This is a genomic window from Mycobacterium sp. E1747, assembly GCF_001667775.1.
In the GTDB taxonomy this organism is placed as follows: Bacteria; Actinomycetota; Actinomycetes; order Mycobacteriales; family Mycobacteriaceae; genus Mycobacterium.
In genome coordinates this window covers 86,704-113,020 of sequence record NZ_LZJI01000049.1, presented here as the reverse complement: position 1 = coordinate 113,020, position 26,317 = coordinate 86,704, and the positions used below count along the sequence as shown (strand labels likewise).

The following is a 26,317-nucleotide window of genomic DNA, read 5'->3' as shown; positions in this document are numbered from 1 at the left end:
GCCCCACCGCCCCCCCCCCCCCCGGCACTCATCAATAGGGACAACTGCCAACAGATCCTGGGGATTTTCTGCCCCCACGCGTGACGGGCGCCGCCCGCTGGGTGCTGATCGGCCCGATCCTCGATTAGGTTGATCGCGTGGCCGCAAACAGTCTTCGTACACGCAAGACCGCCCGGCGATTACTGACGGTATGGTGCGTGGCCGTCGCCGCCGCGGGTCTGTTCGTCGCATGGCGCCTCGACGAGCGGGCGCAACCGTGTTGGAGTGTGCGGCAATTCATCGATTTCAACCGCGACGCGCAGGCCTCGTTGAAAGCCAAGACGCGGTTCGCGCGGCCGGGCTCCTACGAACAAGACTCAGTGCCGACTGACGCCGACTACCAGGCGTGGATCGACGGCATGCAGCGGCGAGCCAATCAGGTGACCGCGCCTGGCCTGTCGGCCCACGCGCATCGAGCTGCCGCGCTGGCCCGTGAATTCATGAAAGACGCCAATCAAATGAACGACGACCTAGGCAGACATGATCCGCTCAAAACGGAACTGCCGCCCTCAGCGAAAGCGGTGGCCCGGGTCAACCAGGAGTTCGTCGACGAGATGGCCGTCCTGGCGCGCGCCTGCCCCGCCAATGCGACACAGTCCTTTTGGCCTTGATGGAGAACGCTGTTCTCCTGTTCCGATGCAGCCCAAGGTGTTTCGACTCTCTGATCTCAATGCGGTTGGCTGATAGCGCAGTCGTTGTACTGTGCCTTAAAGTTGACTCACCCGATCACCGGAGCGCCCGCGAGAGGAACGGCTTTGCCTACGATCACCACCTCCGATGGTGTCGAGATTTTCTACAAGGACTGGGGCTCTGGCCAGCCGGTTGTCTTCAGTCATGGCTGGCCGCTGACGGCCGACGACTGGGATGCGCAGATGATGTTCTTTCTGCACCGGGGCTATCGGGTGATCGCCCACGACCGGCGCGGCCATGGCCGGTCCGAGCAGGTCGGAACTGGCAATGACATCGAGCACTGGGTGGCCGATCTGGCCGCGCTGACCGAGCAGCTCGATCTGCGCGACGCCGTCCATATTGGGCACTCCACCGGCGGCGCTGAAGTGGCCTGCTATGTCGCGCGCCACCAGGAGCGGGTGGCCAAAGCGGTACTGGTGTCCTCCCCAACACCGAGTATGGCGCAGGCCGAGGACAATCCGGGCGGGCAACCCCAGGAGTGGTTCGACGCGGTACGGGCCGGTGTCTTGGGCAATCGATCGGAATTCTTCCGCGCGGTGCCAGAGGGGCCGTTCTACGGATTCAACCGCCCAGGTGTGGAAGCGTCCGAGGCGGTCATCGCGAACTGGTGGCGTCAAGGCATGTCCGGCAGCGCCCAGGCTCACTACGAGACGGTGGTGTCCTGGCTGCAGGACTACTCCGAGGAGCTGACGAAGATCACCGTCCCAGTCCTGGTGATGCACGGTGATGACGATCAGATCGTTCCGTTCGCCAGTGCGGTGCCCCGAGCGGTCGACCTACTCCAAAACGGTGCGTTGAAGACCTATGCCGGCTACCCCCACGGCATGCTGACCACGCACGCGGATGTGCTCAACCCGGACCTGCTCGCGTTCATCGCATCCTGACCGGAGGCGTCGGACAGGTCGGCTATCGATCGTCGGCTAAAGAGTCGACGGGAATGGCCACAACTGCTCCCGGTATTCGGATGTGGGTCATCGGCTGACCGGAGTTGCCGCGTGGACGTCCAAGGACCTACCCGGACGTCGGCCGGGGTGCCGTGCTGCTTTGTCGCATCAGAGTCCCACCTCCACAGCGCGCCGCGTGGCTGCACGCCCACCCGGGCCGCGAATGGCCGACACCCATGCGTCGCGTCGTGGAAGGAGTATCACGACGGGGATAACGTCGCCCGAAACGCTCGTATATCAACGGATTCGGAGACGAGCACCCTACAATTGCTGCTGTGTCTATTACGGTGCGATCACCAGTTTCGACCGGCGAGACATCTGATCCCCTCGTAGTCGCGCCGCCGTGGACGTGGATCCAGAAGTTGTGCTTCAGGTTCCTTTTCACCATTGGTGTCGGCATGCTCATCGCCGTCGGTGGCGGCAGCGCGGTGAAAGACAGTGTGGGCCGGCACCCACTCGAACCGATGATCTGGCTAGTCGCGCAGATCGGCAGCTACCTGACTCGAGGCCGTGGGATCGAGATCGCCAAGTCGGCCGGTTCGGACCTGTTGTGGTTCTGGTGTTTGCATCTCGGCTGGGTGGTGCTGGCGCTGATGATCACAGCGGTATGGACCGTCATGGATCGTGGGCGTTCCGACTATCGAGGCCTGTCCGCGTCGCTGATCGTCTTCGCGCGCTTAGGGTTGGCTCTGGTGATGATCAGCTACGGGCTGGCCAAGGTGATTCCCGTCCAGATGGGGTTCATGACCCTTCCTCACCACCAACTGAAGTTGACGGGCGACACCAGCCTATTCGAGACGTTATGGGGCTTCATGGGCGCCTCCGCGGCGTACTCAGTGGCTGCGGGGCTGGTTGAGCTGGTGTCGGGACTGTTACTGCTATGGAACCGTACGCAACTGCTCGGTGCCCTCGGGTCGGCGATGGCGATGGGGCAGGTGCTTTTGCTCAACATGACTTATGACGTGCCAGTCAAACTGGCCGTCAGCGAATTGTTGTTGGTCGCAATTGGTATCGCGTCCCCTTATTGGCCTAACCTGGCGCGCGTGGTCTTCAATCACGGAGAGACTCGCCCAGTTGTGCCCAGTTTGCCGCTTGGTGCGGGCAAACGCTGGCTGCGACGAACCGGCGTGGTCGCCAAGTTCGGTATCGCCGGGTCGTTGTTGGTGTTCAGTGCAATGTGGGACGCCATGTTGTTCACCGCCTACAACACCCCCACCTCGACACTCGACGGAGTTTGGCGCGCAACGTCCTTCACCGTCGACGGCCGAGAGGCGGCACTCAACCAGACGAGCCCACAGCCGTGGACTAATGTCGCCATCGCCGAGCGCACCAAGATGCCCCAATACGGCGTGGTGGTCAAGTTTGTCAGCCAGGTCCCAGGGGGCTACACCACCACCTGGCGCCTCAGGGTCGACGGGGATTGGCTCAAGTTGCGGAAGCCCGAATCAGATTCGGCCGAAGTCGTACTTCGCGCGACCCAGCCAGACAAAGACCGCCTCGTGCTGGCGGGCCAGTTGGACGGCAGGCAGATCAAGGGCACATTCGAGCGTCGATTTATGCAACGCGGCAAGTTCATTTGCCGGCTCGTCAGCCCAGTCATCCCAGTGGGTTCAGTGCAGTAGTTCCTCCACAGGACTGGCGATCACCACGCAGGGTGTTGAGGTAACGGGTCCTAGGAGCACGGCGTCGAATCGCATGCCCGACAACGCCGCTGGAGATCGAACGGACGCGCTCCCGTCCCTGCCCGCAGGGTGGTCGGCCCGATTCCTTCGATCGCCCGGCTACACCGCGATCCCCTCGATGATGCTGAGCGGTGACACGGTCTCGACGATGCGATTCAAGCGAAAACCTGCCTGGTCGAACAGCTGGCCATATTCGTCCGCGGTGCGTTCACGAGCGCGGGCGACGAGCAGCATCTCGAGATCCACCCAGTTGCCTTGGAAGTCGCGATCGTGCTCGGGAATGACGAATTCGCAGAGCAACAGACGCGCACCGGCGTGAGCTGAGGCGCGGACATTCTTGAGAATGCGCACCGCGTCGTCCTCGGGCCAATCGTGAATGACGTTCTTGAGCACATACGCGTCACCACCCTCGGGAGCGGAATCGAAGAACGAGCCCTTTTCGATCCGGACGCGGTCCTCGACACGGTGCTTGCGAAGCAGACCAGGAGCGCCCGCGATGACCTCCGGAAGATCAAAAAGCACTCCTTGCGAATTCGGAGCCGTCTCCAGGATCGCCGCCAACAGTCGACCGTGTCCGCCGCCGACATCGACGATCGTGTTGAACGCGCCAAAGTCGTAGGCGGTCGTCAAGGGCACGGTCGCGAAGTCGGACACATTGGTCATCGCGGTGTTGAAGATCTCCCCGAGCTCGCCTTCGTCGGCCAGATACTCGAAGGCCGGTTTCCCGCGAAGCTCTGGGACGATCGCCTTCCCGGTCCGGATCGCGTCGGTCAGGTGGCTCCAGTGCTCGCGATGCTGTGGCGCCCCAACCCAGCGCGCCATTCCGGACATCGACGTGGGCGCGTCGGCGCGCAGCGTGTCCCCCAGTGGGTTGAGTGCATAACGCCCGTCACTGCACTGCCGGAAGATCCCGATGCCGATCAACGCGCGCATGAGTCGCCGCAGAGCGTCGGCGTCGGCGCCGATTCGGTCTGCTAGCTGATCGCCGGAGAGCGGGCCACTCGCCAGGGCATCCGCCACGCCAAGATCCGCCGCGGACGTGATCGCTTGAGCGACCCATGCGTTCATGATCAACTCCATCATCACCGCCGCAGGCGGAGCCGAGCGTTGACGCAGCTGCGACAAGTGGTGCCGGACCCGTTCGACAGCTCGCGCGACCTTGACCGGCGGAACCTTCGACGTCAACTGACTCTCCTTCTCGTTCACCTTCGCCACGACGGACGCGTCTGTAGCTGACCATCCAAGCGCCCAGCAAAGCCACGATAGAGCAGCCAACTCCGTTCACCGCAGCCCTCGTGGACGCCAACCGATCGAATCTGCGACGAACTATGCCCGGAAACCCAGAATTTTTCAACAATGATTGAAATAGCGCGACAGTCGATCTATAGTCCGGACAGGGGGTCGGATGAGCGGAGGCCGTCATGTCACGTCTAGTCACGAAAATCGTCGTTGCGGCGATGCTCGCATTCACCGCAGTAACGGCGACCGGATGCGTCCCGGCGGCCACCACGGTGGGACCGCCCTTGGGGGTCGCGGCAGGGTAAAGGGGTCGCGGCAGGGTAAAACTGCACGGCGTCGTCGGGCTCACGTGCCCTCGAAGGAGGGCCAATCTTGTTGGGGGTAGGCGGAGGGCGATGCAGTCCGCCGCCCTCAACGGGGCGGGGGTTATCCGCCCCAGTCCCCTGCGTTGAGGCGAGTTGATGTCGTGAGCGTCTAGGAAACGAGCAACAGAGCGGTCGTGACGAGCATGACGGCGGCGGTGACGCCGTGGACGCCCCAGGCGATCGACTTGGAGCCGCCGTTGCGCAACACGGTGGCCGCATCGGCGAGTGGAATCATGGTGGCGGCCAAGATAACCCAGCCGACCAGGTGGGTCGTACCCGCGACCATCAGGATGACGACGAACAGCCCCATCGCAATGTCGCGCACGCCCTTGACGCTCAAGTAGGCGCCCGCACCCGGCTGGTCGAGATCGGGCAGGACCCCATAGCCGGCAGCGGCGACGCGCGGTGCGAGCAGGAAGCGCACCCCGATAAAGATGATGCCCACGGCGAGCAGTCCGGCGAGCGTGTAGCCGATGACCGTGACAGTCATGTCGAGCACCCCTTTTACTGGATTGGTGAAAACGGCAATGCGTCAAGGAAGTTCGTTTGGACGTCGACGATGTCGCCGACGTCGAAGCCGGCCATGTCGGCGGCGAACTCTGGACTGGTCATGATGCGTTGCGTGAGTTGGTCGGGGTCGGCGCCAGGTGGGTACCGGATCAGAGCGAGGAGTCGGTTAGCGGTACCGCTCCGTTCGGTCCACACACTGTGGGTGATGACCCCGAATGTCTCCAAGGTCGCCAGGTGGCGGGCCCAGTGCACAGTTGCATACCGCTGCAGCGCGCCCGGTGATCGCAGGGTGTAGGTCCTGAGCTGAAACATGTCTTAGCTCCCTCGGGTTGTGCTGATAGCAACGCTAACCCTGCCCAATTAGCGCGTCAATAGCAGTGCTAGATTTCCTAGTTGTGCTACCATCTGGTGTGGCCATTGAGGATCGTCGTGAACGGGAGCGGGCCGCCCGGCGGGCGTTGATTGTGACGACGGCCCGCAGATTGGCCGAGGCCGAAGGGTGGGATGCCGTCACCACTCGTCGGCTGTCGACCGAAATCGAATACAGCCAGCCGGTGCTGTACAAGCACTTCGCCGGCATGGAACAAATCGCCGCAGCCGTCGCCGTCGACGGGTTTGGCGAGCTGGCCGACGCGATTGCGGCCGCCCGGTCGGGCGCCGACGCGCCCGGTGACGTTCTCGCCCGAATTGCGCAGGCATACCTCGACTTCTCCCGCGACAACCCGGCCCTGTACGACGCCATGTTCACCCGCATAACCACGTTGCACTTCGCCGACCAGGACAGCCCCCCGGAGCTGACGGCGGGCTTCGCGGAACTACGCCAAGCGGTGCGTCTGGTCGCCGACGAGCAGGATGCGGACGCGCTCACCGAAGTCTTGTGGGCTGCGCTGCACGGCCTTGCCACCCTTACCCGTACCGGACGATTGCGCCCAGGACATGACGCGGACCGTCTCGAGCTGCTCGTCAAGCAATTCACCGGCGAAGGGAAACCGCCGCGCTGAGTCTATGAGGTGCACGGCGCGGTTTCCTCCCCCGGCACCACATCACGTGTGCACTTGGGAACGTCGTTGGCGTGGGGTTGCGCCTCGACGCCAATGACTTCGCCGAACCCCACTCAGATGAGGCCTGACAGCGGGGCGTTGCGCCGAAAATGCTGCAGTACAACGCGATTCGATCGCTTTGGCTCATGAGAGCGACACCAACCGCTGACCGGTGCTCGGGGCGACGCTCGAACTCATGGGCCGGCGGCGCGATCAGAAATCGGCGTCAACTCCGCGTGGATCGTTCGGCCGAACTTGAACCGCATCAGTCGGTGCGCCGACGGCACCAGGACGCCATGCAGGAATGGATATTTCCGCCGGAGCAAACGTGCCGCCTGCCGGCATTCGGCGCCCTCCAGCAGACGCACGCGGCCAGACAGCGCGGGTCCCGTCGGCTTGCCCGACGCTGTGGCCGGGCCGAATTCGACACTCGGGTTACGCCGCATGCGGCGCACTTTGAGCGCTCGTTCGAAACTGCGAAAGTAAGCGCGATCTCCGTCCACCACAATGCTGACCGGGCTGGAGCCCGGCCTGCCGTCCTTGCGAAAAGTGGTGAGGCTGATGGTCTTTTGCCGCACGAAAGGCGCCAGCCTCGGACTGGTGGCCGTGTCCACGGAACCCAGCACGTAGCCGAGTTGGCGCAACCGCAGCACGAACGCCACGAGCAGGGCGACCGACGCCCCACCAAGCACCCACGCTTGCGTGGCGGAACCGCCGACGTCGAGGTCGACAACGTGGTTGACCGTGTGCACGGTGTTCGCCACGAGAAATCCGGCGAGCGCCGTCGCCAGCGCATCCGCCCAGATCACCGCGAGTAGCAGTGTGGTGCCCAGGCCGAGCTGAAACGCACCAACGTCATGCAAGAAGTGCCGGTGGGCAACAAAACCAACGGAATCAGCGAAGGAAGTCGGATCGATGAGGCACCAGGTCCCGATCCCAGCCGTGACCACCCCCACTGTCGCTGTCACCGCGATCAGGTAGACCTGCGCAGGCGTACTCAAGCGTTTCATCGTGCCGTCCTCCAGACAATCCGGTCCTGACTCTCCGGTCGCTAGACGGGACAGGGCAGCAATATGTGACGCGCGGCCACGCGCCCTCAGGAATGCACGCGGAAACGTTTGAGTCGCGAGGTCGCTCCGGAGATCAATTCGACCCGGCTCCGCGGCAATTCAAGATGGGCCGCCAGCACCCGAGTGACGGCGTCGTTGGCCTTGCCGTCAACGGCCGGCTCCCGAACGTAAATCGTTAGCTCGCCGTTGGGCCCTACGTCGACCAGGGGTCCCTTGCGACTACCGGGTTTGACCCTGACAACGACGGACTCGTCCATACCGCGAAAGCTACCGGCCGCGTACCTGCCTTCGTTGCAAAAGCGCGAAGGCCGAGTTAGCCGGCCGGCGGTCGGCATTCGTTGGCGCCGGGATCCCACCACCAGCCGTTGTCGCAGGCGAGCGGTTGCGGCCCGACCCCGAGGGGCCGACACGTATTCGCCGTCGGCTCCCACCGCTTCCCCGGGTGGGCCGTTGTAACGTGGCTTCGTGAGGTATGCCCGGGCGCTGCTGGTGCTGCTCTGCATCGCGGCTCCGGTGACCGCAATTTCTCTGGCGGAAGCACGATCTCGCGCCGACAACGGCGAGTTTTCCTACCCGTTCTCATGCGACCGGGCGTCCCTGACAGCCGATTTCGCCAGTCGCGACGAGCTGCCGCAAACCCAGGATCCCCCGGGCGACTGGTACCGCACGGATGCCGAGGGGCACTACGTCAACCGAGGATGGGGCCCCCGGTCCGTCGCCCTGCCACCGCCGGCCATCCCGCAAGGCGCGCGTTGCGATGCCACCACCTGGAGACAGGAACGCATCCTCGCCGTGGCCATGCGCTACGTCTACTCCCCCGACAACCCGCTCGGCCTGCAATACCGCCACCACCACATCCCCGGCTGGCAGCCGCCAACCTCGACCTACGCCGGCGCGATCGGAGAGAATCCCGACCCCGACGCCCCACAGGGGCTGACCGCCTGGGATCCTGGCCCCGGCCTGGACTGCTCGAATTTCACCGCCTGGGTCTACAACTACGGTCTAGGCATCAAGTTCGGCGGCGACGTGCGCGAGCAGGCCGACGGCACAGCTGGTCCGATGGGCCGCCGCATCCCGCAAGAAGGTCCATTCCAGCCCGGGGATCTGATCTATTTGCACCCCAACGGAAATGCAACCCGCGCCTCGCACGTCGTGATCTACCTCGACGACGGCCACATCATCGACAGCCGAGTCAACGCCCAGAACCGCCTCGGGGTGCAGGTCCGCAATCGGTTGGGCTGGTACCGCGACGCTGTTCTCGGCGGCTGGCGGCCGATCAACTGAGGCGGCCGCGCGTCGGCGAGTAGTCTCGCGGGCGTGTCAGTTCGCGACCATGGCGACCCTGATGGCGCGCCCTCGGCGCCACCGCCGCTTCGGCCCCCGACCAACGCCGCGCGTCCATCCGCGGCGGAGCAGGCCCGCACCATCGCGGCCGCCACGAACGCCGCCACGCTGGCCTCGTTGACCCCTGATGGCGACCCCTGGGCGTCGCTGGTGGCGTATGGATTGCTGGGCGGGGTCCCGGTACTGTGCGTGTCAAACCTGGCCGAGCATGGTCGCAACCTGGCGGCCGACCCACGGGCGAGCCTTTCCATCGTTGCGGGCGCCGCCGAATCTGACCCGCTGGCGGGGGCCCGGATCACGTTGGCGGGCATGGTCGCTCACCCACTGGCCGACGACCGGGCCCGGGCGCGGGCCGCGTACCTCAACGCGGTGCCCGAAGCCCGTCACTACGTCGACTTCACCGACTTCACCCTCTGGGTGCTGAACGTGCATAGGGTGCGCTGGGTGGGTGGATACGGCCGGATGGACTCGGCCACCGGCGAAGAATACGCGGCAGCCTCGCCGGATCCGGTCGCGCCGGCCGCGCCGAGAGCGCTGGCGCACCTCAACGCCGACCATAGCGATGCGCTGACTGCGATGGCTCGCGCGTTCGGCGGCTATCCAGACGCCGACGCGGCGATGTGCACCGGCATCGACCGATACGGGCTGGACCTGCGGGTAGACACCACACGCGGGGTGGTTTCCGTCCGCGTCGGGTTTCCCGAACCGCTGCAGTCCGCCGACCAATTACGTTTGGCTACAGCGAATTTGGCCCGGAACGCGGACCGCCCCGCATAATTGCCGGGCTCTGCCGGGTCGGGACGACGACGGATCCGTGGGCGGGAAGTCTACGGCGTGCGGCGATGAATTCTGCGCGCTCCACCAGTCAGACTTTTCGGACGAATTGATTTCGAAGAAAGGTGGATCCTATGTCCGTAAACACGGCCCTGCCTCCCGTCGTCGATCACCAAACCTGGCGCGCGGCGCTCGAAGAACTGCGCAAACGTGAGAAGGCCGCCACGCGTGAGCTGGATGCGATCGCGGCCCAACGCCGCCGGCTGCCGATGGTCGAGTTGCCCGACTACATCCTGATGGGTGCCGACGGGCCGATCCGCCTGGCGGACGTGTTCGACGGGCGCTCGCAGTTGATCGTCTACCACCACATGTGGTCCGACGGCGCGGAGTGGCAGTGCAGCGGGTGCACCGGTTTTACCTCGCAATTCACCCGCCTGGAATTCCTCGGCAACTATGACGCCCGATTCGTCATCGTGACCAACGGACCGATCGAAGAGGCCCTCGCCTACAAGCGCAAGGTCGGCAGTCACATGGACTGGTATTCGTCCTCCCAGAGCCCATTCGCCACCGACATGGACGCGCCCCCCGGCGGCGGGTTCGGAGTCAACGTGTTCCTTCGCGACGGTGAGACCGTCTACCGCACGTGGCACACCAACGGCCGGGGCACCGAGCAATTGAGCCACACATTCGGGCTGATCGACATCCTGCCGTGGGGCCGCCAAGAGGACTGGCTCGATTCGCCCGAAGGCTGGCCATCGAGGCCCACATACTCGGGGTGGCTTGACGCCCCCGCCTACGGCCCAGGGACAAGTGCAGGCAACCATGAACGCTGAACGTTACGTCGTCACCCGCACCATCGCCGCAAGTCCGGCGGACATCTTCGCGGTCCTCGCCGACCCGTCCCGCCACCGAAACACCGAGCCCACGGACTGGGTCCGCGACGCGGTGGACGGCGCCCCCATCACCGGCGCGGGACAGATGTTCGCGATGAACATGTATCTCCCCCAGGCCGGCGGCCACTACGTCACGCACAACCTCGTCGAGTCGCTGGCCTCCTTAGAACGGTCGGTCGTGGGCTGACCGCTCGGGGACCACCCCTATTGTGCGGCGAGTGTGGAATTCGCTGGGACACAGGGAATCTCGGAAGCGGGTAACGGGCTGCAGAAGAGATTCCCTTGCACGGCGTCGCAGCCGTAGTCCTTGAGTCGCTGGGCGGTGGCACTGTCCTCGACACCTTCCGCGACAGTGGCGATACCGAACGCGGACGCCAGCTCGATGACCGAGCGTGCAATGGTTGCGGCGCGATCGTCGTGCACGATCGGCGCGATGAATTCCCGGCCGAGCTTGATTTCGTCGGCGGGTAGCTCGCGCAGATACGTGAGAGTGGCGTAGCCGCTGCCGAAGTCGTCGATCGCCACCCGGATGCCGTTTTCCCGAAGACGATTGAGCACTGTACGGGCCCTGGCGAAGTCGGCGACCATCAAGTCCTCGGTGATCTCGATCGTGAGGCAACTGGGCGGCATGCCGCGCTCGGCGAGCACGGACATGATGCGGTCGGGTAGCGCATCCTCATCGAGGGACGGCGCTCCCAGGTTGATCGCGACGGGGATCGCGGTGCCGGCCGCGTACCACGCCGCAGCGTCGGCGACGGCGCGTGTCAGCACCAGAGCGGTGAGCACATGGATGAGCCCGTGTTCGCGGACCAGCGGTAAGAACTCGTCGGGGCCCAGCACACCGAATCGCGGGTGTTGCCATCGGACGAGCGCCTCTACTCCGGTCATCGACCCAGTCGACATCGAAAATTTCGGCTGGTACAGCAGGGTCAACGAATCGTTCTCGATGGCCCGTCTCAGCTCGCCGAGCAGTTGCAACCGGGCGAGGGCACCGGCATGTGTGGGCAACCGGCCAAGCTGGGCGTCCATCTCCGGGGTGAACGTCCGCACGTTGCTCGAGCCCGGCAGCCGGGCACATGACCTTGCGGCGTCGGCCTGTTTGAGAAGATCGCCGGGCGCCTGCACTTCCGCTCCGGCCGAGGCGACGCCGATACTCAAACGCACGTCCACGCGATGATCCTCGACGGCAACGGGCTCCTCGAACGAGCGTGCCAGCCCGTTGGCAACCTGCATGGCCACGTCGGGATGGTCTTCGACCAACACCGCAAACTCGTCGCCACCCATCCGCGCGACGGTGTGGCCATCATTGATATTGGCCTGGATCCGCACGCCTACGTCGCGCAACAATTCGTCGCCCACGTCATAGCCGAGGGTGTCATTCACCAGCTTGAAATCGTCGACGCCAACCGTCAGTACGCTCACGGGTACATCGTGCTGAACGTGTAGGCGAAGCGCATGCGCGAGGCGATCGTCAAACAGGCGATGATTTGCCAACCCGGTCAGCGGATCCCGCAGAGCGGCGTCAGACACCGCGGCGAGTAGACGTTGCTTTCGGTCGAGGAGCAAGATGTGGCGGGCCACCGTGGTGACGAAGAGCGCCACGCAAACCGAGAAGAGGAACGCCTCACCCCGGTAGGTGGGCCAAAAGTGAACGGCGCCAACAGCAATGGCCAGCAGTACGGCCAGGTACGGCAGCCAGAGCGCCGCTCGTGACGACGGTTGCGAGAAACCGAGGTCGGGTTCCGGTCCCGGACGAGAAGTGAGTCCGGACAGCGCGAAGAAGTACATCCCGACGGCCCAACCAAGAACGACGAGGTCGTTCGGCGCTAGGTCCGCGTGATCTTGATAAACGTGGACCACTCCGGCCGCGGCGATGACTCCCCACCCCAGCATTATCAGCGTGGGGGAAAGTCTGCGGCCCCGCTCGGCCTTGCGCACCACGATGAAGGACGTGGCCACCAAGCCCAAGTAGACGCCCGCGGCGGCGGCCAGCACCACTTGCGGAACGCTGAACGTTATCGAGAGTCGCGCCGTGCGCCCCAGCGGCGCAATGACGAGAACCACCAGCAGCGACGCGGTGATCAGGATGCCGTCGAGGAGCAGGCCGATTCCGAATCGGGAGTCGTCCCGGCAGGGAATCGTGATCGCGGCGGCCAACGCGCACAGCGGCAAGATCAAGTAGCCCAGGTTCGCCGCGGACAGGTCCGCGACAGGAAGAGCGCCACCGAGAGCGACGTACCACCACACCGCTTCACCGGTAGTCCAGCCGACCAATCCGGTGGACATGCCGGCCCATGCCAGGCGCTGGCGGCCTCGCGACCCGCGGGCGGCAAGGATCGAACACGCGGTGGCGAGTAAGCCCGCCATCACCGAGCCCGCCGGGGAGAGTACCGCCCGGGTCGGGGCGCTCGAGGTCAACAACATCGCCGCGAACGCGACGAGCCCGACGGTTGCCAACCCGACTACAACGAGTCGGCTTCGCGTCAGTGACAACATTCTCCTTACTCTGTCGGGCGCTGTTCGCAAGCAGGATAAGACACACCGCGAACGTTCTCGGCGGATTTGCCTACCTGCTTCTGGCCATTACGAAGTTGAATACCCCCCGGTCGGGTCGACTCGGCTATCAGAAGAACGGATTCGGTCGACCTCGCGCCGTGCGAGAGCACGCGGTCGGCGTGCACGAGGCGGCGAGGGCAGCCCGTACCCGGCTTCGATGGGAAGTCCGTCGGGCCGCGGACGCGCACGACGCTGTCCCGGAAGCGATGTCACGTGCAAAGGGAAGGGGCATCGCACACATTGCCCGGACAATAGATCGAGTGTGCCGCGTCGACCATGGTTCCGACGTCCAACAGGGTGACCCCCCGCGCGTTCAAGTGGGCATGCACGTCGTCGGCGATCTGTTGTGGCGTCCAGCCCCACGTGAGGTCGTAACAGATCAGGTGGGCCTCCCCGATCAGCGCCTCCTCGGTCTGCGGTGGCCAACTGAGCCCGACGGCGCGCAGTTGGGCGAGATAGGCGTCGTCTTGAGGGGTGTTCGCGGTCGCAACGGCGGTGCTGGCCACGAGGGCAGCGCCAGCCATCAGGGGAATGCTCAGTGCGGCCAGCCAGCGGGGTGAGGGCATTCGATTCGCTCCCTTTCTGCGGGGCCGCCAAGAGTTCGCGACCCAAAGCAGCACGGATGAAGAATAAACGAAACGCCGCAACGTCGGCTCGTCGAATCGCGCGCGGCCCGAAGGGTTCCGCGTATCGCCGCGGGGCCACCATCGCGGGATGCCAAGGGCGGTCTGTAGCGTGACGGCGATGAAGTCCTCCCTGGTGTATTCCTCCGTCGCGGCGTGTGTCGCGGCGACCGTGTTGGCGATCGCCGCGCCGGGCGACGCAACGGCGGCCGGCTCATGCCCGACGGCGCCACCGCAAAACGGCGGAACGCCCGACTGGACGCTGACCGGGACCACCGGCAGCGTCGCGGTCACCGGATCCACCGATACGACAGCCCCGCGCGTGGACGTGACGGCACCGTTCAGCGTGACCCAGACCCAGGTGCATACGTTGCACGCTGGAGACGGACCCGTGGTCTCGCCCGCGGCGACGGTGTCTGTCTGCTACATGGGCGTCAATGGGCGCGACGGGTCGGTGTTCGACAGCAGCTATCAACGCGGCGCCTCCATCGACTTCCCGCTCAACGGCGTTGTGCCCGGCTTCCAAAAGGCCATTGCGGGACAGAAGGTGGGGTCCACGGTCGCCGTCGCGATGACGTCGGCGGATGGCTACCCTAGCGGTCAGCCCAGCGCCGGTATCCGGCCGGGCGACTCGCTCGTCTTCGCGATCAAGATCTTGAGCGCGTCGGGCTAGGCTCGGACATCAAATCCCTTGCTGCTCAACTGCTCAGCGGTGCGAATATGAGCGCAGGGTCGATGCCGAGCTGTTGAGCGAGGTAGGTGGTCGCAACGCGCCCGCCCCTGCAGGTCGTCGACGGCGGCCCACTTGGGGGGAGATCCAGAAGACCCGATGGGACTCGGTGTCGTCGCCCATCGCCACGCTGTCGCGATCCAGCGTCACTCTTACCGTGTCGGTCGTGCTTGGATGATGTCCCGACGTCAGACGCGCCCGCCATGCACTAGACGTTAAGCCCCGAGAACATGATTCGGCCGGGATCGTACTTCTGCCGCACCGCGGCAAGCCGAGACAGGTTCGAGCTGAAATAGCGCGAGGCAGGTTGGTTCGCCTCGATGTAATTCACGTAGCCCCCGACCGAGTGCGGTTGCACGGCTTGGTGCGCGGTATTGAGCCAGTTCGTCGCGGCCGACGCGTCGCCGGTCTCGACATACCACTGCACCAGCGCATACTGGCGGCGCCACGGGAATGCCGTCGCCCCCGGCGCCACATCGGCGAGGGCACCGTCAAGCGCGTGCATGATTGCCAACATGCGGCCTGCGCCCCGGGGAAAGGCGTTGACCGCCTGGGCAATTCCCTGGGCGGTCGCCGCGTCGACGACGGGCAGCACGTCGGATCCACCGACGTATCCGAGCGGCGCCGGATTGAGGTTCCCGACGGCCAGATACCTGACCAGGTCCAGGTAGTTGAACGTGTGATTCTCGGTCCCCGTCGGTTGGACGCCAACGGCTTTGGTGAGGTTGGCCCCGACGCCGGCGCCCGAACCGGCCGGGCATGTCGCCATGATGCGGCAATGCGTTCCCATCGGGTCGACGGTGGCGTCCGCCAACGCCCAGCTGTTCCGGTCGGCGGTGCGCAGCCAGTTCTGCCAGCCGACCAACACCTGCGCGAACGCCTCCGCCGGGAAGTTGAGGTTGACCACGTCGAGGTCGGTGGTCGGAAACGTCGCGAAGGTCAGCGACGTGGTCACGCCGAAGTTGCCGCCGCCGCCACCGCGCAACGCCCAGAACAGGTCGGGGTTGGTGGCGTTGGACGCGGTCACCGCCTGGCCGCCGGGCAGCACCACCGACGCCGACACCAGCTGGTCGCAGAGCAGGCCCGCGTGCCGGGAGTTGGCGCCCAATCCCCCGCCCAGGGCATGCCCGGAGGCGCCGACGGACGGGCACGTGCCCGTCGGGATGCCCCGGCCGGCGCCGGCCAGCGTCTGGTGCATCGCATAAAGGCTCGTCGCGGGCGTCACCGTCACCTGGCCGGTGGCGGCGTCGTAGTTGACTCCCCCGGGCAGCTGACGCAGGTCGAGCACCATGACGCCGTTCGCCGTGGACGCGCCGATGTACGAATGCCCGCCGCTGCGCGGAGCGACCTTCAGGTTGTGGGCCGCGGCGAACGCCATGGCCTTCTGCACGTCCGCCGGAGACGTCGGGGTGACGATCGCGGCGGGCGTCGAGCCGTTGTAGTTGGTGTTGAACACCTGCTTGGCCGAGCCGAAAGCGCCGTTGTCCGGTAACAGCACCTGCCCGCCGATGGCGGTGGACAGGCCCTCCCAACCGGTCGGATTCGGCGCGGCGGTGGCGCGGCCGGACCCGAGTACGGCGCCGGCCGCCAACGCTCCGGCGGCGCCACGCAGGAACGTCTGGCGGGACATTTCACGCGCCATTGCCGGGCTCCCGCGTCTGGCTCATGTCCCGCATTGTCAAACGTCCGTCGACCAAAGCCGCGGTGCCCCATGCCGTGTGACCGGATCGAGATCGATACGAGCCGCCCCGGTGATGCGGCCGCCCGGCGCGGTTGAGCCCGCCTCGACCGGACACGCCGATCCCCGGCTCGTATTCTCATGCAGCATGATCGCCGCCTCGATGCCCACGCCCGGCAAGCTCGCGCGGTAGGCCGGGATTCAAACGCGTGGGTGCTCTCGTGGTGGCGCTTGCGGGGCTGGCGCTTCTCGATTCGTTGAACGTCCTCAACGTGGGCGTGGTCTCGGCGGTCGTCTTTGACAGCCGGTTGAGCCGCCGCTCGCCGGTTCCGGGAGCCCTGAGCTTCATCGCAGGCGTGTTCGCCGTGACAACCACGTTCGGCGTGTGCACCGTTCTCGGCCTCAGCTTCCTGACCCATGCCGTCGGCTTCCACGTGACACCGGCCATCCGGTTCGGCGGAGAGCTGGCGCTCGGTCTGGTGCTGACCGGCCTGGCCTATTTCCCGTTGACCGCCCAGTCGTCGGCTCCGGGTTGGGCGCTGGCGGCGATGCGAGAGCGCCCCTGGCTGCTCGGGTTCCTCGGGCTGGCGGTCGGGAGTGGCCAAGCGCCAACCGCCATTCCGTATCTCACCGGCTTGGCCATGCTCGCGGCCTTAAACCCGAGGCCGCCGCTGTGGCCCTTGGCCATCATCATCTACTGGGCGATCGCGCTCTCGCCACCGATGCTGATTCTTGCCCTCTCGATGAGAAAAACCATGCGGGCCAAGCGCATTCAGCGGCGCCTGGTGCGCGTCCTCACGCGGTACGGGCCGATGTCGGTGCGCCTGTTGTTCCTGGTCTTCGGAATCGGGTTGATGGCCGACGCGCTCGTCAATCACAGCGCGCTGTGGTGACCCGCACCCCTCTCTCTCACCTCTTGCCCAGCGAGCTGGATTACCTTGGCGGATATGACCGATCGCCAAGAGCGCGCGATGTCCTTCGGCTCGATCGCCGAGGACTACGACGGCTTTCGTCCGCAACCTCCAGGAGAAGCGGTGGACTGGCTGGTGCCGTCCCGATGCGAGGTGGCGGTCGACCTGGGTGCGGGTACCGGCCTGTTCACCCGCGCGCTGCTGAGCAGGGCGGCGGAGGTCATCGCGGTGGAGCCCGACGCCCGGATGCGGGCGGTGCTCGCCGGGCGCTCGCCCGAGGTGCGTGCCGTCGAAGGCACGGGCGAATCGATTCCGCTCCCCGATGCGGCCGTCGATGCGGTGTTCGTCTCCTCGGCGTGGCACTGGATGGATCCTGCGCGCGCCGTTCCCGAGATCGGCCGAGTGCTGCGCGACAACGGGCGATTCGGCCTGATCTGGACCAGTCGGGATCGTGAGGTGGGTTGGGTTCGCGAGCTGGACCTACTCCCGGGCGAGGACACACCCGAGTCGGAATCCCCCGACCGCTTCCGCCGGCGGCACGAGAACGTCGTGCTCCCCGATCCGCAGACCTTCCACCACGTGTCCCGCGAGACGTTCACATCCGTGCGGACCATGACCATCGACGATGTCGTCGCGATGGTCGGCACGTACAGCCGGGTGATCATCGCGCCTGAAGACGAGCGCGCGGCGCGACTGGCCAATGCCCGCGCTACCTTGACCGAACGCTTCTCCGGCGCCGAAGCAATCGATGTGCCGATGAAGTCGCGCTGCTGGCGCGCGGACCGAATTCCCCGCGCCGGCCGGTAGCCGACAGCGCCTCAGGCATGGGGCCCCTCCGACGGGGGCCAGTGCGAGCCCGGCCACGCCTCGCCGGGCGAATCGTGCTCCCCACGAGCCAGCGGCACCCACCGCTCGCTCGGGGCGGGCTGCTTGGACGAGGGAAAGTCCCGCAGCTTGCCCGAGGGCTTGGCGTCCCATTTGGCGAAGGTCAGCGGCGTCTGCAGCCAGCTGTGCAACAGGCAGTAGACCGCCTCCAACGAATCCAGATGGGTACGCTCCCAACCGTGGCTTCCGTCGAGGCCGAAGCCGACGAGTGCCGCGCGCGTGCCCGCTCCCGCCTCGATCGCCGCCGCGGCGTCAGAGCGGTAAAACCGGAACACGTCTCGCGCGCAACGGATGTCCTGCTCTTGGGCGAGCCGGCACAGCTTGCGCGTGAGGTGATAGTCGAACGGACCGTGCAGGTCGGCCATCGGTATCGTCACGCCGTCCTCGATGGAGTGCTGGCCCGGCGCACACACCGCGTTGTCCACCGAGACCAATTCGGCGACGTCGGCCGGCAAGCCGTGGCTTGCCCCGTGGCCGACCTCCTCGGTGATGGTGATCATGACCATCGTGCGGTGCGGCAGCACCAGCTTGTTCTCGGCGAAATTCTTGGCCAACGCCAGCGCGATCGCGACACCGGCCTTCCCGTCAAGGTGCCGGGAGACGATGTAGCCGTCGGCGGTCAGTTCGGGGCTGGCGATGAACGCGACGAAATCGCCGATCTGCAGGCCGAGGCGGACGAGGTCCTCCCGCGAGTGCACCTGGCGGTCGACGCGGACCTCGACGTGTTCCCAGTCGGTGGGCTGCAGGTCGATCTCGTCGCCGAACGCGTGCCCGCTGGCCTTGAGCGGTAGCACCGTGCCGGTGATGAACTCGTCGGGATCGTCAGAAAAGATCCGCACCCGGGCGCCCGCCGCGAACCGGGCCGAGAAAGTGCCGACCGGGATCACCTCGAGACGCCCGTTGTCCTTGAGCCGACGCACCATGCAGCCGATGGTGTCGGCGTGAACTACCAGCGCGCGGTCGGTCGTCGCCGATTCCCCCGGGAGTTCGGCGGTCAGCGCCCCGCGCCGCGTCAAAGAGAACGGCACGCCGAAGTCGTCGAAGATGTCACCTATGAGCTGCATCACCGCGTCCGTCCGACCAGCCGGACTTGGCGTCTGAAGCAGCGCGAGCAGCGTGTCGACCATCCACGTGCGGTCGGCCTCGGCCATGGCCGTGGTTTGGCGCACGGTATCTCCTCTCGAATCACTCGGGACCGAATCAACCTACCGTGTGGCCACCGATGATCCACGGGTCCCGGCCGCGGGACTCCCGCCGTTGGAGGGCACCCTTCGTCCGCTGCCATCACGGTAGAGCACTTCGGATCGAGGCGCCCATTGGCACAATCGGATTCGGCCACGCAAAGATGCTGGGCTTAGCCGATCAAGCGCTAGGCAGACGCGATCGGCGTCAAGGGTTCACGTTGGGGCAGGCCTGCTTGATCCAGTTGGTGATCAGGTCCCTGTTGCTGTTCAGATCGGCATCGTTGGGCTGTGCGCCGCCGGTGGTGACGAAGTGCTCGATTGCGGCCTTCACGGTGTCGGGTGGGCCGTACCTCTCCAGCGTGTCGGCGTACTCGCGCGCCTTCTCCGGGTTGTTCGCCACCATCAGGTTGTCTTTGGCGAAGGAGATATCGAGGCAGGTGGGCTGGTCGAACGACTGGGCCGGCACGGAAGTCGTCACCGGCGTCGTCGGCGACGCTGGCGCGGCGGGCGGCTGTGAGCCCGGGGTCGGAGATTGAGCGGATGAGGACGCCGACGACGACGAGTCGTTCGAGCATCCCGCCGTGACCATCGCGATGGCGGCCAGTGCTGCGCATGTGGTTCGGGTTCGCCGCATCGGACACTCCTTCGTCCCCCGAAGACATGTTTGCTGTGTGAACCCTACCGGCCGCGGATATCGAATCGAAGCGGTTTCTGCGCGTTGTTCACCTCGTCACCGCATTCTGCGACAAGGGAGCCGGATCGCAAAATGCCCATTTGTTGCCCTAGGAAACCCTTGATCTGCGAACGGTTTCGTCGCATGCGGTGCCCTGCAAATCCGATTCCGGCGGAAAATCTCGCTGTGTTCGAACGCGCCCAATGCGGAACACCGCGGTGGGACGGTCGAATCGATGACCATTTTGTGATGAACCACGCAATTTGCTGCCCAAGCGGTTATGCTTCCGTCCACTCTGTGAGCTTCGGGATCGGATGCGCCGGTCGCGGATGCTCAACGGCTCGGTGCGACCACGAAGGGTGAGCAACACATGCGCCAACTATCGACCGCGATGTGCGCCGCCGCCATCGGAATCCTGGTTGCCGCATGCGGCGGTGGCAACGGCGGTGCGCCCGGCTCTTCGACCACGACCTCCGCCAAACCGCCGGTCGCGCAGGCGGCGTTACCGGGATTGCTGCTGACGTCCGCGGACCTCGACAGCGCCCTGGGGGCCACCGGATCGAAGAGCAAGGAAAAGAACGACAAGCTGAAGGACGACGCCGCGAAGCAGCCGTGGCCCGCGGGCTGGAAATTCCCCGACGACTGCGTCTACGCGATCGGCCCCGGGCAGGCTCCCGTCTATGCCGGCAGCGGCTATACCGCGGTGAGCGGCGACGACGAAGTCGCTTCCCCTCCCCCGAATTCCAACGAACCGGACCCCGAGGTGGAACAGGTGCTGGTGCTGTTCCCGACGGCCAAGGAGGCCAACGCCTTCTACACCACCTCGGCGCAGCGCTGGCCGGCCTGCGCCAACCGCCAGTTCACCACTCCGGCCGGGCAGGACACCCCGGAGACGGGCTGGCAGGTGGGACCCGTCTCCAACGACAACGGAACGTTGAGCACCACGCTGACAATGACGGTTCGGGACAACGGCAACGTCCTACTCACCATGACCGCTCAACGGGCGCTGACGGTCCGCAACAACGTCGCGGTCGATGTCAGCGCGGTCCGCAAGGAGCCGGCCGACTTGGCGGTCAAGCTCGCCGGTCAGATCGCCGGCAAAGTCGACAAGCAATAAGCCATGACGCCTACGAGGCGGACGCCAATTCCTCGATGATCTCGGCGAGGGCAAGGATCCGTTCCGCGTTGCGCACGTGCAGGCTTTCGATCATGCGGCCGTCCACCGTGATCACACTCGTCCCCGCGGCCCGCGCCTCCCGATAGGCCGCCACCACCTTGCGGGCGTCGGCGACTTCCCGCTCCGAGGGACCGAATAGGTCGTTCGCGGGCCCGATCTGGGACGGATGGATCAAACTCTTGCCGTCGAAACCCATTTCGCGGCCCTGCCGCGCCTCGGCGCGAAAGCCATCCTCGTCGGTGATGTCGTTGAATACGCCGTCCAGGATCACCTTGCCTGCCGCCCGGGCTCCCAGGACGGCCAAGGACAACGCGGGTACGACGGGCGCCCGACCGGGTACGTGCACGGCGTGCAGATCGTTCACCAAGTCGTTGGTGCCAACCACCAGCGCGGCCAATCGGTCACTGGCCGAGGCGATCTCTTCGGCCCGTAAGAAGGATCGCGGCGTTTCGATCATCACCCACAGCTGCAACGACTCAGGCGCGCCCAGCCTGCCCAGCGTGGCGGCCAGCGCCCGGACCTGCTCGGCCGACTCGACTTTGGGCACCAGCACGCCGTGGGCGGTTGAGCCGGCGACGGCCGCCAGGTCATCGTCGTGCCACTCGGTGTCCAACCCGTTGACGCGCACCACGACCTCGCGCGGCGCGTAGCCACCCGACGAGATCGTTGCACACACCGTCGTCCGCGAATCGGCTTTGGCGTCGGGCCCGACGGCATCTTCGAGGTCGAAGATGACCACATCCGCGGGCAGCGATTTCCCCTTCTCCAGGGCCCGCGGCTTGTTGCCGGGCAGGTACAACGCGGAGCGGCGCGGGCGCAGGGTCGGTGCCATCGAGTGATTCGCTTCCTGTCGTCGGGCTCAGCGTGAGCGCGGCCTAGGCAGAAAGTACCCTTTCACAACGGTGTGGTCGCGTAGCCGGTCGGCGGCGGCGATCTGTTGGCGAAATGGCCGCGGGGGCGGCCGAATCCCAGAGAGGAGCAGCTAGTGTCATCACTTGGTTCGGCGCGCACCGAGGGCGACAGCTGGGACTTGGCCTCCAGCGTGGGGGCGACCGCGACGATGGTCGCCGCGTCCCGGGCGCTGGCCTCCCGCGAGCCGGATCCACTGCTCGACGACCGCTTCGCCGAGCCGTTGGTACGCGCGGTCGGGCATCCCTTCTTCGTGCGCATGCTGGACGGCGAAGTCCCGCTCGACAGCGACGATATGCCCTTCACCCTGCAGCAGCGTCGCGAGCAAATCGCCGTGCGCACCAGGTTTTTCGACGACTTCCTCACCTCTGCGAGTGGGGCCGGGATACGTCAGGCCGTGATCTTAGCCGCCGGACTCGACGCCCGGGCCTACCGGTTGGCCTGGTCCGCGGGCACGGTGGTTTACGAGGTCGATCAGCCCGAGGTCATCGCCTTCAAGAGCGAAACGCTGGCCCGGATCGGCGCCGATCCGACCGCCGAACGCCGGACCGTGGGTGTCGATCTGCGCGACGATTGGCCAGAGGCGTTGTGCAACAATGGCTTTGATGTATCAATGCCCACCGCCTGGATCGCCGAAGGCCTGCTCCCCTACCTGCCGCCGCAGGCGCAGGACCGGTTGTTGGACAACGTCACCGCGCTGAGCGCGCCGGGCAGCCGGCTGGCCACCGAGAACATCACCGACATGGCCGTGTTCGCCGACGAGCGCGCCCGGGCGATGCGGGCCTCCTGGCGCAAGCACGGACTGGACATCGACGTCGCCGACCTGGTGTGGCACGGGGAGCGCCAGCCCGCCGCGGACCACCTCGCGGCGACCGGCTGGGTGGTCACCCCCTACCCGAGCGAGCAGCTCTACGCCCAGCACGGCTTCGTCATCCCTGACAGCGAGTTCATCAAGCAGTTTCGGCACGCGATCACCTACATCAGCGCCGAGCTGGGCTGAGCGCGTTCTCAGCTGTCGGGCTTGGCATCGCGCCATCCCCGCTCGAACGGCAGCCGCCACGCGTTCGGCGCGATCAACTGGTGAATGGCGTTGGGGCCCCACGTGCCCGGCTGGTACATCTTGGCCGGCGGCGGGTCATCGAGCAGCTCCTGGGAACGCTCCCAGAGTGATTCGATGCCCTCGGCGGTGGTGAACAGCGTGTGGTCGCCGCGCATTGCATCCAGGATCAGCCGTTCGTATGCCTCCAGCACATCGACGACGGTGTCGATCTCCTGGGAGGAGAACTGCATGGAGAGCTTGTCCAGCTTCATGCCGGGACCCGGCCGCTTCCCGTAGAACGACAGCGACACTTTCGAGTTGTCGGCGAGGTCGAACGTGAGGTGGTCCGGACCTTGAGTCCCCACCCCCGAGCCGGGCGGGAACATCGTCCGCGGCGCCTCTCTGAAGGCGATCGAGATGATGCGGATGCCCTCGGCCATCTTCTTGCCGGTGCGCAGATAGATGGGCACGCCGGCCCAGCGCCAATTGTCGATACCGACCTTGAGCGCGATGAACGTCTCGGTGTCGGAGTCCTTTGCCACGCCCTTCTCCTCGCGGTATCCGCCGTACTGGCCGCGCACCACCTCGGAAGGCTTGACCGGCAGCATCGACCGGAACACCTTGTTCTTTTCTTCGCTGATGGCAAATGGTTCGAGCGCCGTCGGAGGCTCCATGACCACGAATGCCATCACCTGGAACAGGTGGGTCACCACCATGTCCTTGTACGCGCCGGTCTCTTCGTAGAAGCTTGCCCGCTGATCCAGGCCGAGGGCTTCGGGAATGTCGATCTGAATATGGTCGATGAAGTTGCGGTTCCAGATCGGCTCGAAGAGACCATTGGCGAAGCGGAACGCCAGGATGTTCTGGGCCGCCTCTTTGCCCAAGAAATGGTCGATCCGAAAGATCTGGGATTCCTCGAACGTCTCGTGCACGAAGTCATTGAGCGCGACCGCGCTGGCCAAATCGGTCCCGAACGGCTTCTCCATCACCACTCGCGAGCGATCGACCAGCTTCGCCTCGCGCAACATGGTGATGACTTCCCGCGCGGCTTTCGGCGGCACCGACAGGTAGTGCAGCCGTCTGACGTTGGGTCCCAGGTTGGCTTCGGCTGCGGAGACGGCCTCGGCCAGCGCTTCCGGCCCGCGCCCCTGCGGAACGTAGGTGATGATCTTCGCGAAGTTGGCCCACTGTTCGTCCGAGAGCTTGTGGGTGCCGAACGAATCGACCGCCTCCTTGGCGATCTCTCGGAATTCGTCGTCACTGATGTCTTCCAACGACGTCGCGACGATCTGGATGTCCGGTGCGAGCTCAGACTGGTCCAGGTAGGCCAGCCCGGGGATCAGCTTGCGTTTAGCCAGATCCCCGGTCGCGCCGAACAGGATGATGACGTGCGGGTCCAGCGGTTCGGTTTCGTGGCGGCGCGGACGCCCGCCGGCCGCCGGGTATGAGATGGTCTGCGGTTTCTTGTCGGCCACTCCTGCGATACTTCCATCGCCGCGGCGTTATGTCGCGTCCGTCACTTCTTAGCTCGTTCGACGGGGGCGTTTGCGGCCGGGAATGGAAGGATCACAATTGCCGGCGGGTTACCGCTCGGCTGACCGGGTATTGGGTACGGCGGGGCAATCCCCGACCACAGTCGATGGAAAGCGATATGACGAAACCGGACAAGGGCCTGCGGGGTCACTCGGAGGAGCTGGAAGACATCGTTGACCAGCTCGAGGAGAAGGTCGCCGACGATCGTGAGGCCGAAGGCGTCGCCGGCAAGCCCAGCGACCGCGAGCGCGCCCCGACCCGAGGCTCCGAGGAGGAGCCACCCGACTAGGTCCTAAAAAGCGGACGGGGCACCGAACCAGGCCCCGATTGCGTCCCGCAGCTCCGCATCGGTGGAACTGCCTACCCAGGCGACATGTCCGTCCGGCCGTATCAACACCGCGTCAGGGGCCGTGACCACTCCGAGCGCCGGGAGTTCCCAACTACCCGAATATTCCGCGTCGATCGTTTGGACCCGACCCGCGGCGATGTCGAATCGGCCCGGTTCACTGAGGTTGAGCAGCAGCGGCCGGGCGCGGTGGAGCAACGAGTAGACCCGCACCGGACCGTCGGCGGTGAGCAGGTCGACATCGGGCATTCGGCGTCCGAGCAGCGGGTGCCCGTCGCCCAGGTCGTAACGGATGTCCAGGCCCGACATCATGGCGGCGAACCGTTTGCGCGGTTCATCCATGCCGAGGAGGTCAGACACGGTGTCGCGCAAGGCCTTGGTGCGGTCATCGGGCCTCAGAAGCGCCATCTGCGCGACCGCGTTGCGCAGCACGCGCGCGGCGACCGGATGCCGTTCGCCATGGTAGGTGTCGAGCAGGCTGTCGGGTGAGGTGCCGTTGACGACCTGTCCCAGCTTCCAGCCCAGGTTGACGGCGTCTTGCACACCGGTGTTCAGGCCCTGCCCACCCACCGGGTGGTGCACATGCGCGGCGTCGCCGGCGAGCAGGACGCGACCCGCGCGATAAGTCGCGGCCTGCCGCGCCATGTCGGTGAACCTGGAAAGCCAAGCCGGACTGTGGATCCCGTAGTCGGTTCCGTACACCGCGATGAGTCCCTCACGCAGATCGTCCAGCGTGGGTTCGCTGGTTGTCCTCAGGAGCCGCTCGGTGACCATGACCCGCACCGGTCCACCGTCCTGCGCCGCGGCCAGGGAATGGACGCCGAGCGCGTCGTGGCGAATGCCCCACTCGGGCGAATCGACTGTGTCGTAGTCCATTTCGACCTCCGCGAGCAGATAGCTGGTCGTTGGCTCCCAGCCGGGGAAGTCGATGCCGGCGGCTTTCCGGACCACGCTGCGGCCGCCGTCGCAGCCGACGAGGTATCCGCCTCGCATGGATCGGCCATCGGACAACGCGACGTCGACACCGCTGCGGTCCTGGGCGATGCCCGTCACCTCTTGCCCCCGATAGATTCGCACCCCCAACTCGTTCACCCAGTCGGCGAGTACGCGTTCGATCTCGTTCTGCCACAGCGCGAGGCCGTAGGGATGCCGGGTGGGGAAGTCGCTGATGTCCAGCCGGATCTGGGAGAACCCGGCGACCTGGGCGACCTGTCCCCGGGCGAGGAAGCGGTCGGCGATGCCCCGCTGATCGAGGACCTCGATGGTGCGGGCATGCAGACCCCCGGCGCGGGCGCCGATGAGGTCCTGCCCGGAGCGCCGCTCGAGGATCGCCGCATCGGCTCCCGCCAATGCCAGTTCAGCGGCCAACATCAGGCCCGTCGGGCCGCCCCCCGCGACGAGCACCGCATGGTCGACGTTTTCATGCGACGGCATTTCTGACCCCCTGCTGAAAAGCGGAAAATGGCTTCGGCCAGCGATTGTG

At 65.8% G+C, this 26,317-nt stretch carries 26 protein-coding genes and 1 pseudogene; 14 read left to right on the top strand and 13 right to left on the bottom strand.

Features of this window, described 5'->3' with window-relative positions; genetic code table 11:
* The first annotated feature begins 266 nt into the window (after positions 1-266).
* The 3 genes from A5695_RS05350 to A5695_RS05340 all read left to right on the top strand — a co-directional run bounded on the left by A5695_RS05350 (position 267) and on the right by A5695_RS05340 (position 3,295).
* The gene (locus A5695_RS05350; RefSeq protein WP_231974720.1) at positions 267-650 is read left to right on the top strand and encodes a hypothetical protein; all 384 of its coding nucleotides are present in this window, start codon (positions 267-269) and stop codon (positions 648-650) included.
* Between the two features lie 144 nt (positions 651-794).
* On the top strand, positions 795-1,613 hold the full coding sequence (locus A5695_RS05345) for an alpha/beta fold hydrolase (RefSeq protein WP_068079045.1): 819 nt from the start codon (positions 795-797) through the stop codon (positions 1,611-1,613).
* Between the two features lie 341 nt (positions 1,614-1,954).
* Complete coding sequence (locus A5695_RS05340) at positions 1,955-3,295, top strand: hypothetical protein (RefSeq protein ID WP_068079078.1); 1,341 nt, start codon at positions 1,955-1,957, stop codon at positions 3,293-3,295.
* A gap of 159 nt (positions 3,296-3,454) precedes the next feature.
* Here A5695_RS05340 and A5695_RS05335 read toward each other — a convergent pair whose 3' ends face one another.
* From A5695_RS05335 to A5695_RS05325, 3 genes are all read right to left on the bottom strand, one after another.
* Positions 3,455-4,540, bottom strand: a complete 1,086-nt coding sequence (locus tag A5695_RS05335; protein WP_068079076.1) for a methyltransferase — start codon at positions 4,538-4,540, stop codon at positions 3,455-3,457.
* 528 nt (positions 4,541-5,068) lie between these two features.
* The gene (locus tag A5695_RS05330) at positions 5,069-5,449 is read right to left on the bottom strand and encodes a DUF4267 domain-containing protein (RefSeq protein WP_068079074.1); all 381 of its coding nucleotides are present in this window, start codon (positions 5,447-5,449) and stop codon (positions 5,069-5,071) included.
* A 14-nt stretch (positions 5,450-5,463) separates the two neighbouring features.
* Positions 5,464-5,781, bottom strand: coding sequence for an NIPSNAP family protein (locus tag A5695_RS05325; protein ID WP_068079043.1), 318 nt, complete (start codon positions 5,779-5,781; stop codon positions 5,464-5,466).
* Between the two features lie 98 nt (positions 5,782-5,879).
* Between A5695_RS05325 and A5695_RS05320 the strand changes: the two genes are divergently transcribed.
* Positions 5,880-6,470, top strand: coding sequence for a TetR/AcrR family transcriptional regulator (locus A5695_RS05320; RefSeq protein ID WP_068079040.1), 591 nt, complete (start codon positions 5,880-5,882; stop codon positions 6,468-6,470).
* Positions 6,471-6,703: 233 nt separating this feature from the next.
* On the opposite strand, the gene A5695_RS05315 is transcribed toward A5695_RS05320, so the two are convergent.
* Positions 6,704-7,519 (bottom strand): PPOX class F420-dependent oxidoreductase, encoded by an 816-nt coding sequence (locus A5695_RS05315; RefSeq protein WP_068079039.1) that lies wholly within the window; start codon positions 7,517-7,519, stop codon positions 6,704-6,706.
* Between the two features lie 86 nt (positions 7,520-7,605).
* Positions 7,606-7,836, bottom strand: a complete 231-nt coding sequence (locus tag A5695_RS05310) for a DUF167 domain-containing protein (RefSeq protein WP_068079038.1) — start codon at positions 7,834-7,836, stop codon at positions 7,606-7,608.
* Positions 7,837-8,044: 208 nt separating this feature from the next.
* Here A5695_RS05310 and A5695_RS05305 point away from each other — a divergent pair, with 208 nt between their 5' ends.
* The 4 genes and pseudogenes from A5695_RS05305 to A5695_RS05290 all read left to right on the top strand — a co-directional run.
* Positions 8,045-8,863, top strand: coding sequence for an NlpC/P60 family protein (locus A5695_RS05305; RefSeq protein ID WP_068079036.1), 819 nt, complete (start codon positions 8,045-8,047; stop codon positions 8,861-8,863).
* A 33-nt stretch (positions 8,864-8,896) separates the two neighbouring features.
* Positions 8,897-9,700, top strand: coding sequence for a HugZ family protein (locus A5695_RS05300; protein WP_068079035.1), 804 nt, complete (start codon positions 8,897-8,899; stop codon positions 9,698-9,700).
* 131 nt (positions 9,701-9,831) lie between these two features.
* Positions 9,832-10,530: a DUF899 family protein gene (locus tag A5695_RS05295; protein WP_068079033.1), complete on the top strand. Its 699-nt coding sequence runs from the start codon at positions 9,832-9,834 to the stop codon at positions 10,528-10,530.
* Positions 10,520-10,738 (top strand): annotated as a pseudogene (locus A5695_RS05290) (ATPase); the annotation flags it as partial. The gene A5695_RS05295 and the pseudogene A5695_RS05290, both read left to right, overlap by 11 nt.
* Before the next feature lie 56 nt (positions 10,739-10,794).
* Here A5695_RS05290 and A5695_RS05285 read toward each other — a convergent pair.
* Positions 10,795-13,086 carry a bifunctional diguanylate cyclase/phosphodiesterase gene (locus A5695_RS05285; RefSeq protein WP_082945860.1) on the bottom strand — a complete coding sequence of 764 codons (2,292 nt, stop codon included), beginning with the start codon at positions 13,084-13,086 and terminating at the stop codon, positions 10,795-10,797.
* Between the two features lie 269 nt (positions 13,087-13,355).
* The gene (locus A5695_RS05280; RefSeq protein ID WP_082945865.1) at positions 13,356-13,670 is read right to left on the bottom strand and encodes a DUF732 domain-containing protein; all 315 of its coding nucleotides are present in this window, start codon (positions 13,668-13,670) and stop codon (positions 13,356-13,358) included.
* A gap of 220 nt (positions 13,671-13,890) precedes the next feature.
* Between A5695_RS05280 and A5695_RS05275 the strand changes: the two genes are divergently transcribed.
* Positions 13,891-14,442 (top strand): FKBP-type peptidyl-prolyl cis-trans isomerase, encoded by a 552-nt coding sequence (locus tag A5695_RS05275; RefSeq protein ID WP_068079026.1) that lies wholly within the window; start codon positions 13,891-13,893, stop codon positions 14,440-14,442.
* Between the two features lie 265 nt (positions 14,443-14,707).
* On the opposite strand, the gene A5695_RS05270 is transcribed toward A5695_RS05275, so the two are convergent.
* On the bottom strand, positions 14,708-16,141 hold the full coding sequence (locus tag A5695_RS05270) for an FAD-binding oxidoreductase (protein ID WP_068079024.1): 1,434 nt from the start codon (positions 16,139-16,141) through the stop codon (positions 14,708-14,710).
* Between the two features lie 245 nt (positions 16,142-16,386).
* On the opposite strand from A5695_RS05270, the gene A5695_RS05265 reads away from it, so the two are divergent.
* Together A5695_RS05265 and A5695_RS05260 are read left to right on the top strand one after the other, a co-directional pair.
* Positions 16,387-17,070: a GAP family protein gene (locus A5695_RS05265; RefSeq protein ID WP_068079023.1), complete on the top strand. Its 684-nt coding sequence runs from the start codon at positions 16,387-16,389 to the stop codon at positions 17,068-17,070.
* A 54-nt stretch (positions 17,071-17,124) separates the two neighbouring features.
* A complete protein-coding gene (locus tag A5695_RS05260; RefSeq protein WP_068079022.1) occupies positions 17,125-17,895 on the top strand; it encodes a class I SAM-dependent methyltransferase in 771 nt (256 codons plus the stop codon).
* A gap of 11 nt (positions 17,896-17,906) precedes the next feature.
* Here the strand turns inward: A5695_RS05260 and A5695_RS05255 are convergent, their stop codons facing one another.
* Complete coding sequence (locus A5695_RS05255) at positions 17,907-19,142, bottom strand: osmoprotectant NAGGN system M42 family peptidase (protein ID WP_068079020.1); 1,236 nt, start codon at positions 19,140-19,142, stop codon at positions 17,907-17,909.
* 220 nt (positions 19,143-19,362) lie between these two features.
* On the bottom strand, positions 19,363-19,791 hold the full coding sequence (locus tag A5695_RS28300) for a hypothetical protein (protein WP_156749469.1): 429 nt from the start codon (positions 19,789-19,791) through the stop codon (positions 19,363-19,365).
* 409 nt (positions 19,792-20,200) lie between these two features.
* Between A5695_RS28300 and A5695_RS05245 the strand changes: the two genes are divergently transcribed.
* Positions 20,201-20,947: a sensor domain-containing protein gene (locus A5695_RS05245; RefSeq protein ID WP_068079017.1), complete on the top strand. Its 747-nt coding sequence runs from the start codon at positions 20,201-20,203 to the stop codon at positions 20,945-20,947.
* Positions 20,948-20,957: 10 nt separating this feature from the next.
* Here the strand turns inward: A5695_RS05245 and A5695_RS05240 are convergent, their stop codons facing one another.
* Complete coding sequence (locus A5695_RS05240; RefSeq protein ID WP_068079015.1) at positions 20,958-21,839, bottom strand: CoA ester lyase; 882 nt, start codon at positions 21,837-21,839, stop codon at positions 20,958-20,960.
* A 153-nt stretch (positions 21,840-21,992) separates the two neighbouring features.
* Between A5695_RS05240 and A5695_RS05235 the strand changes: the two genes are divergently transcribed.
* The gene (locus A5695_RS05235) at positions 21,993-22,916 is read left to right on the top strand and encodes a class I SAM-dependent methyltransferase (RefSeq protein ID WP_068079013.1); all 924 of its coding nucleotides are present in this window, start codon (positions 21,993-21,995) and stop codon (positions 22,914-22,916) included.
* Positions 22,917-22,924: 8 nt separating this feature from the next.
* Here the strand turns inward: A5695_RS05235 and zwf are convergent, their stop codons facing one another.
* Positions 22,925-24,430 (bottom strand): glucose-6-phosphate dehydrogenase, encoded by a 1,506-nt coding sequence (zwf, locus tag A5695_RS05230; RefSeq protein ID WP_068079011.1) that lies wholly within the window; start codon positions 24,428-24,430, stop codon positions 22,925-22,927.
* A 164-nt stretch (positions 24,431-24,594) separates the two neighbouring features.
* Here zwf and A5695_RS05225 point away from each other — a divergent pair, with 164 nt between their 5' ends.
* Positions 24,595-24,777, top strand: coding sequence for a hypothetical protein (locus A5695_RS05225; protein WP_068079009.1), 183 nt, complete (start codon positions 24,595-24,597; stop codon positions 24,775-24,777).
* A 3-nt stretch (positions 24,778-24,780) separates the two neighbouring features.
* Here A5695_RS05225 and A5695_RS05220 read toward each other — a convergent pair whose 3' ends face one another.
* The gene (locus A5695_RS05220) at positions 24,781-26,268 is read right to left on the bottom strand and encodes an FAD-dependent monooxygenase (RefSeq protein WP_068079007.1); all 1,488 of its coding nucleotides are present in this window, start codon (positions 26,266-26,268) and stop codon (positions 24,781-24,783) included.
* Between the last annotated feature and the right edge of the window lie 49 nt (positions 26,269-26,317).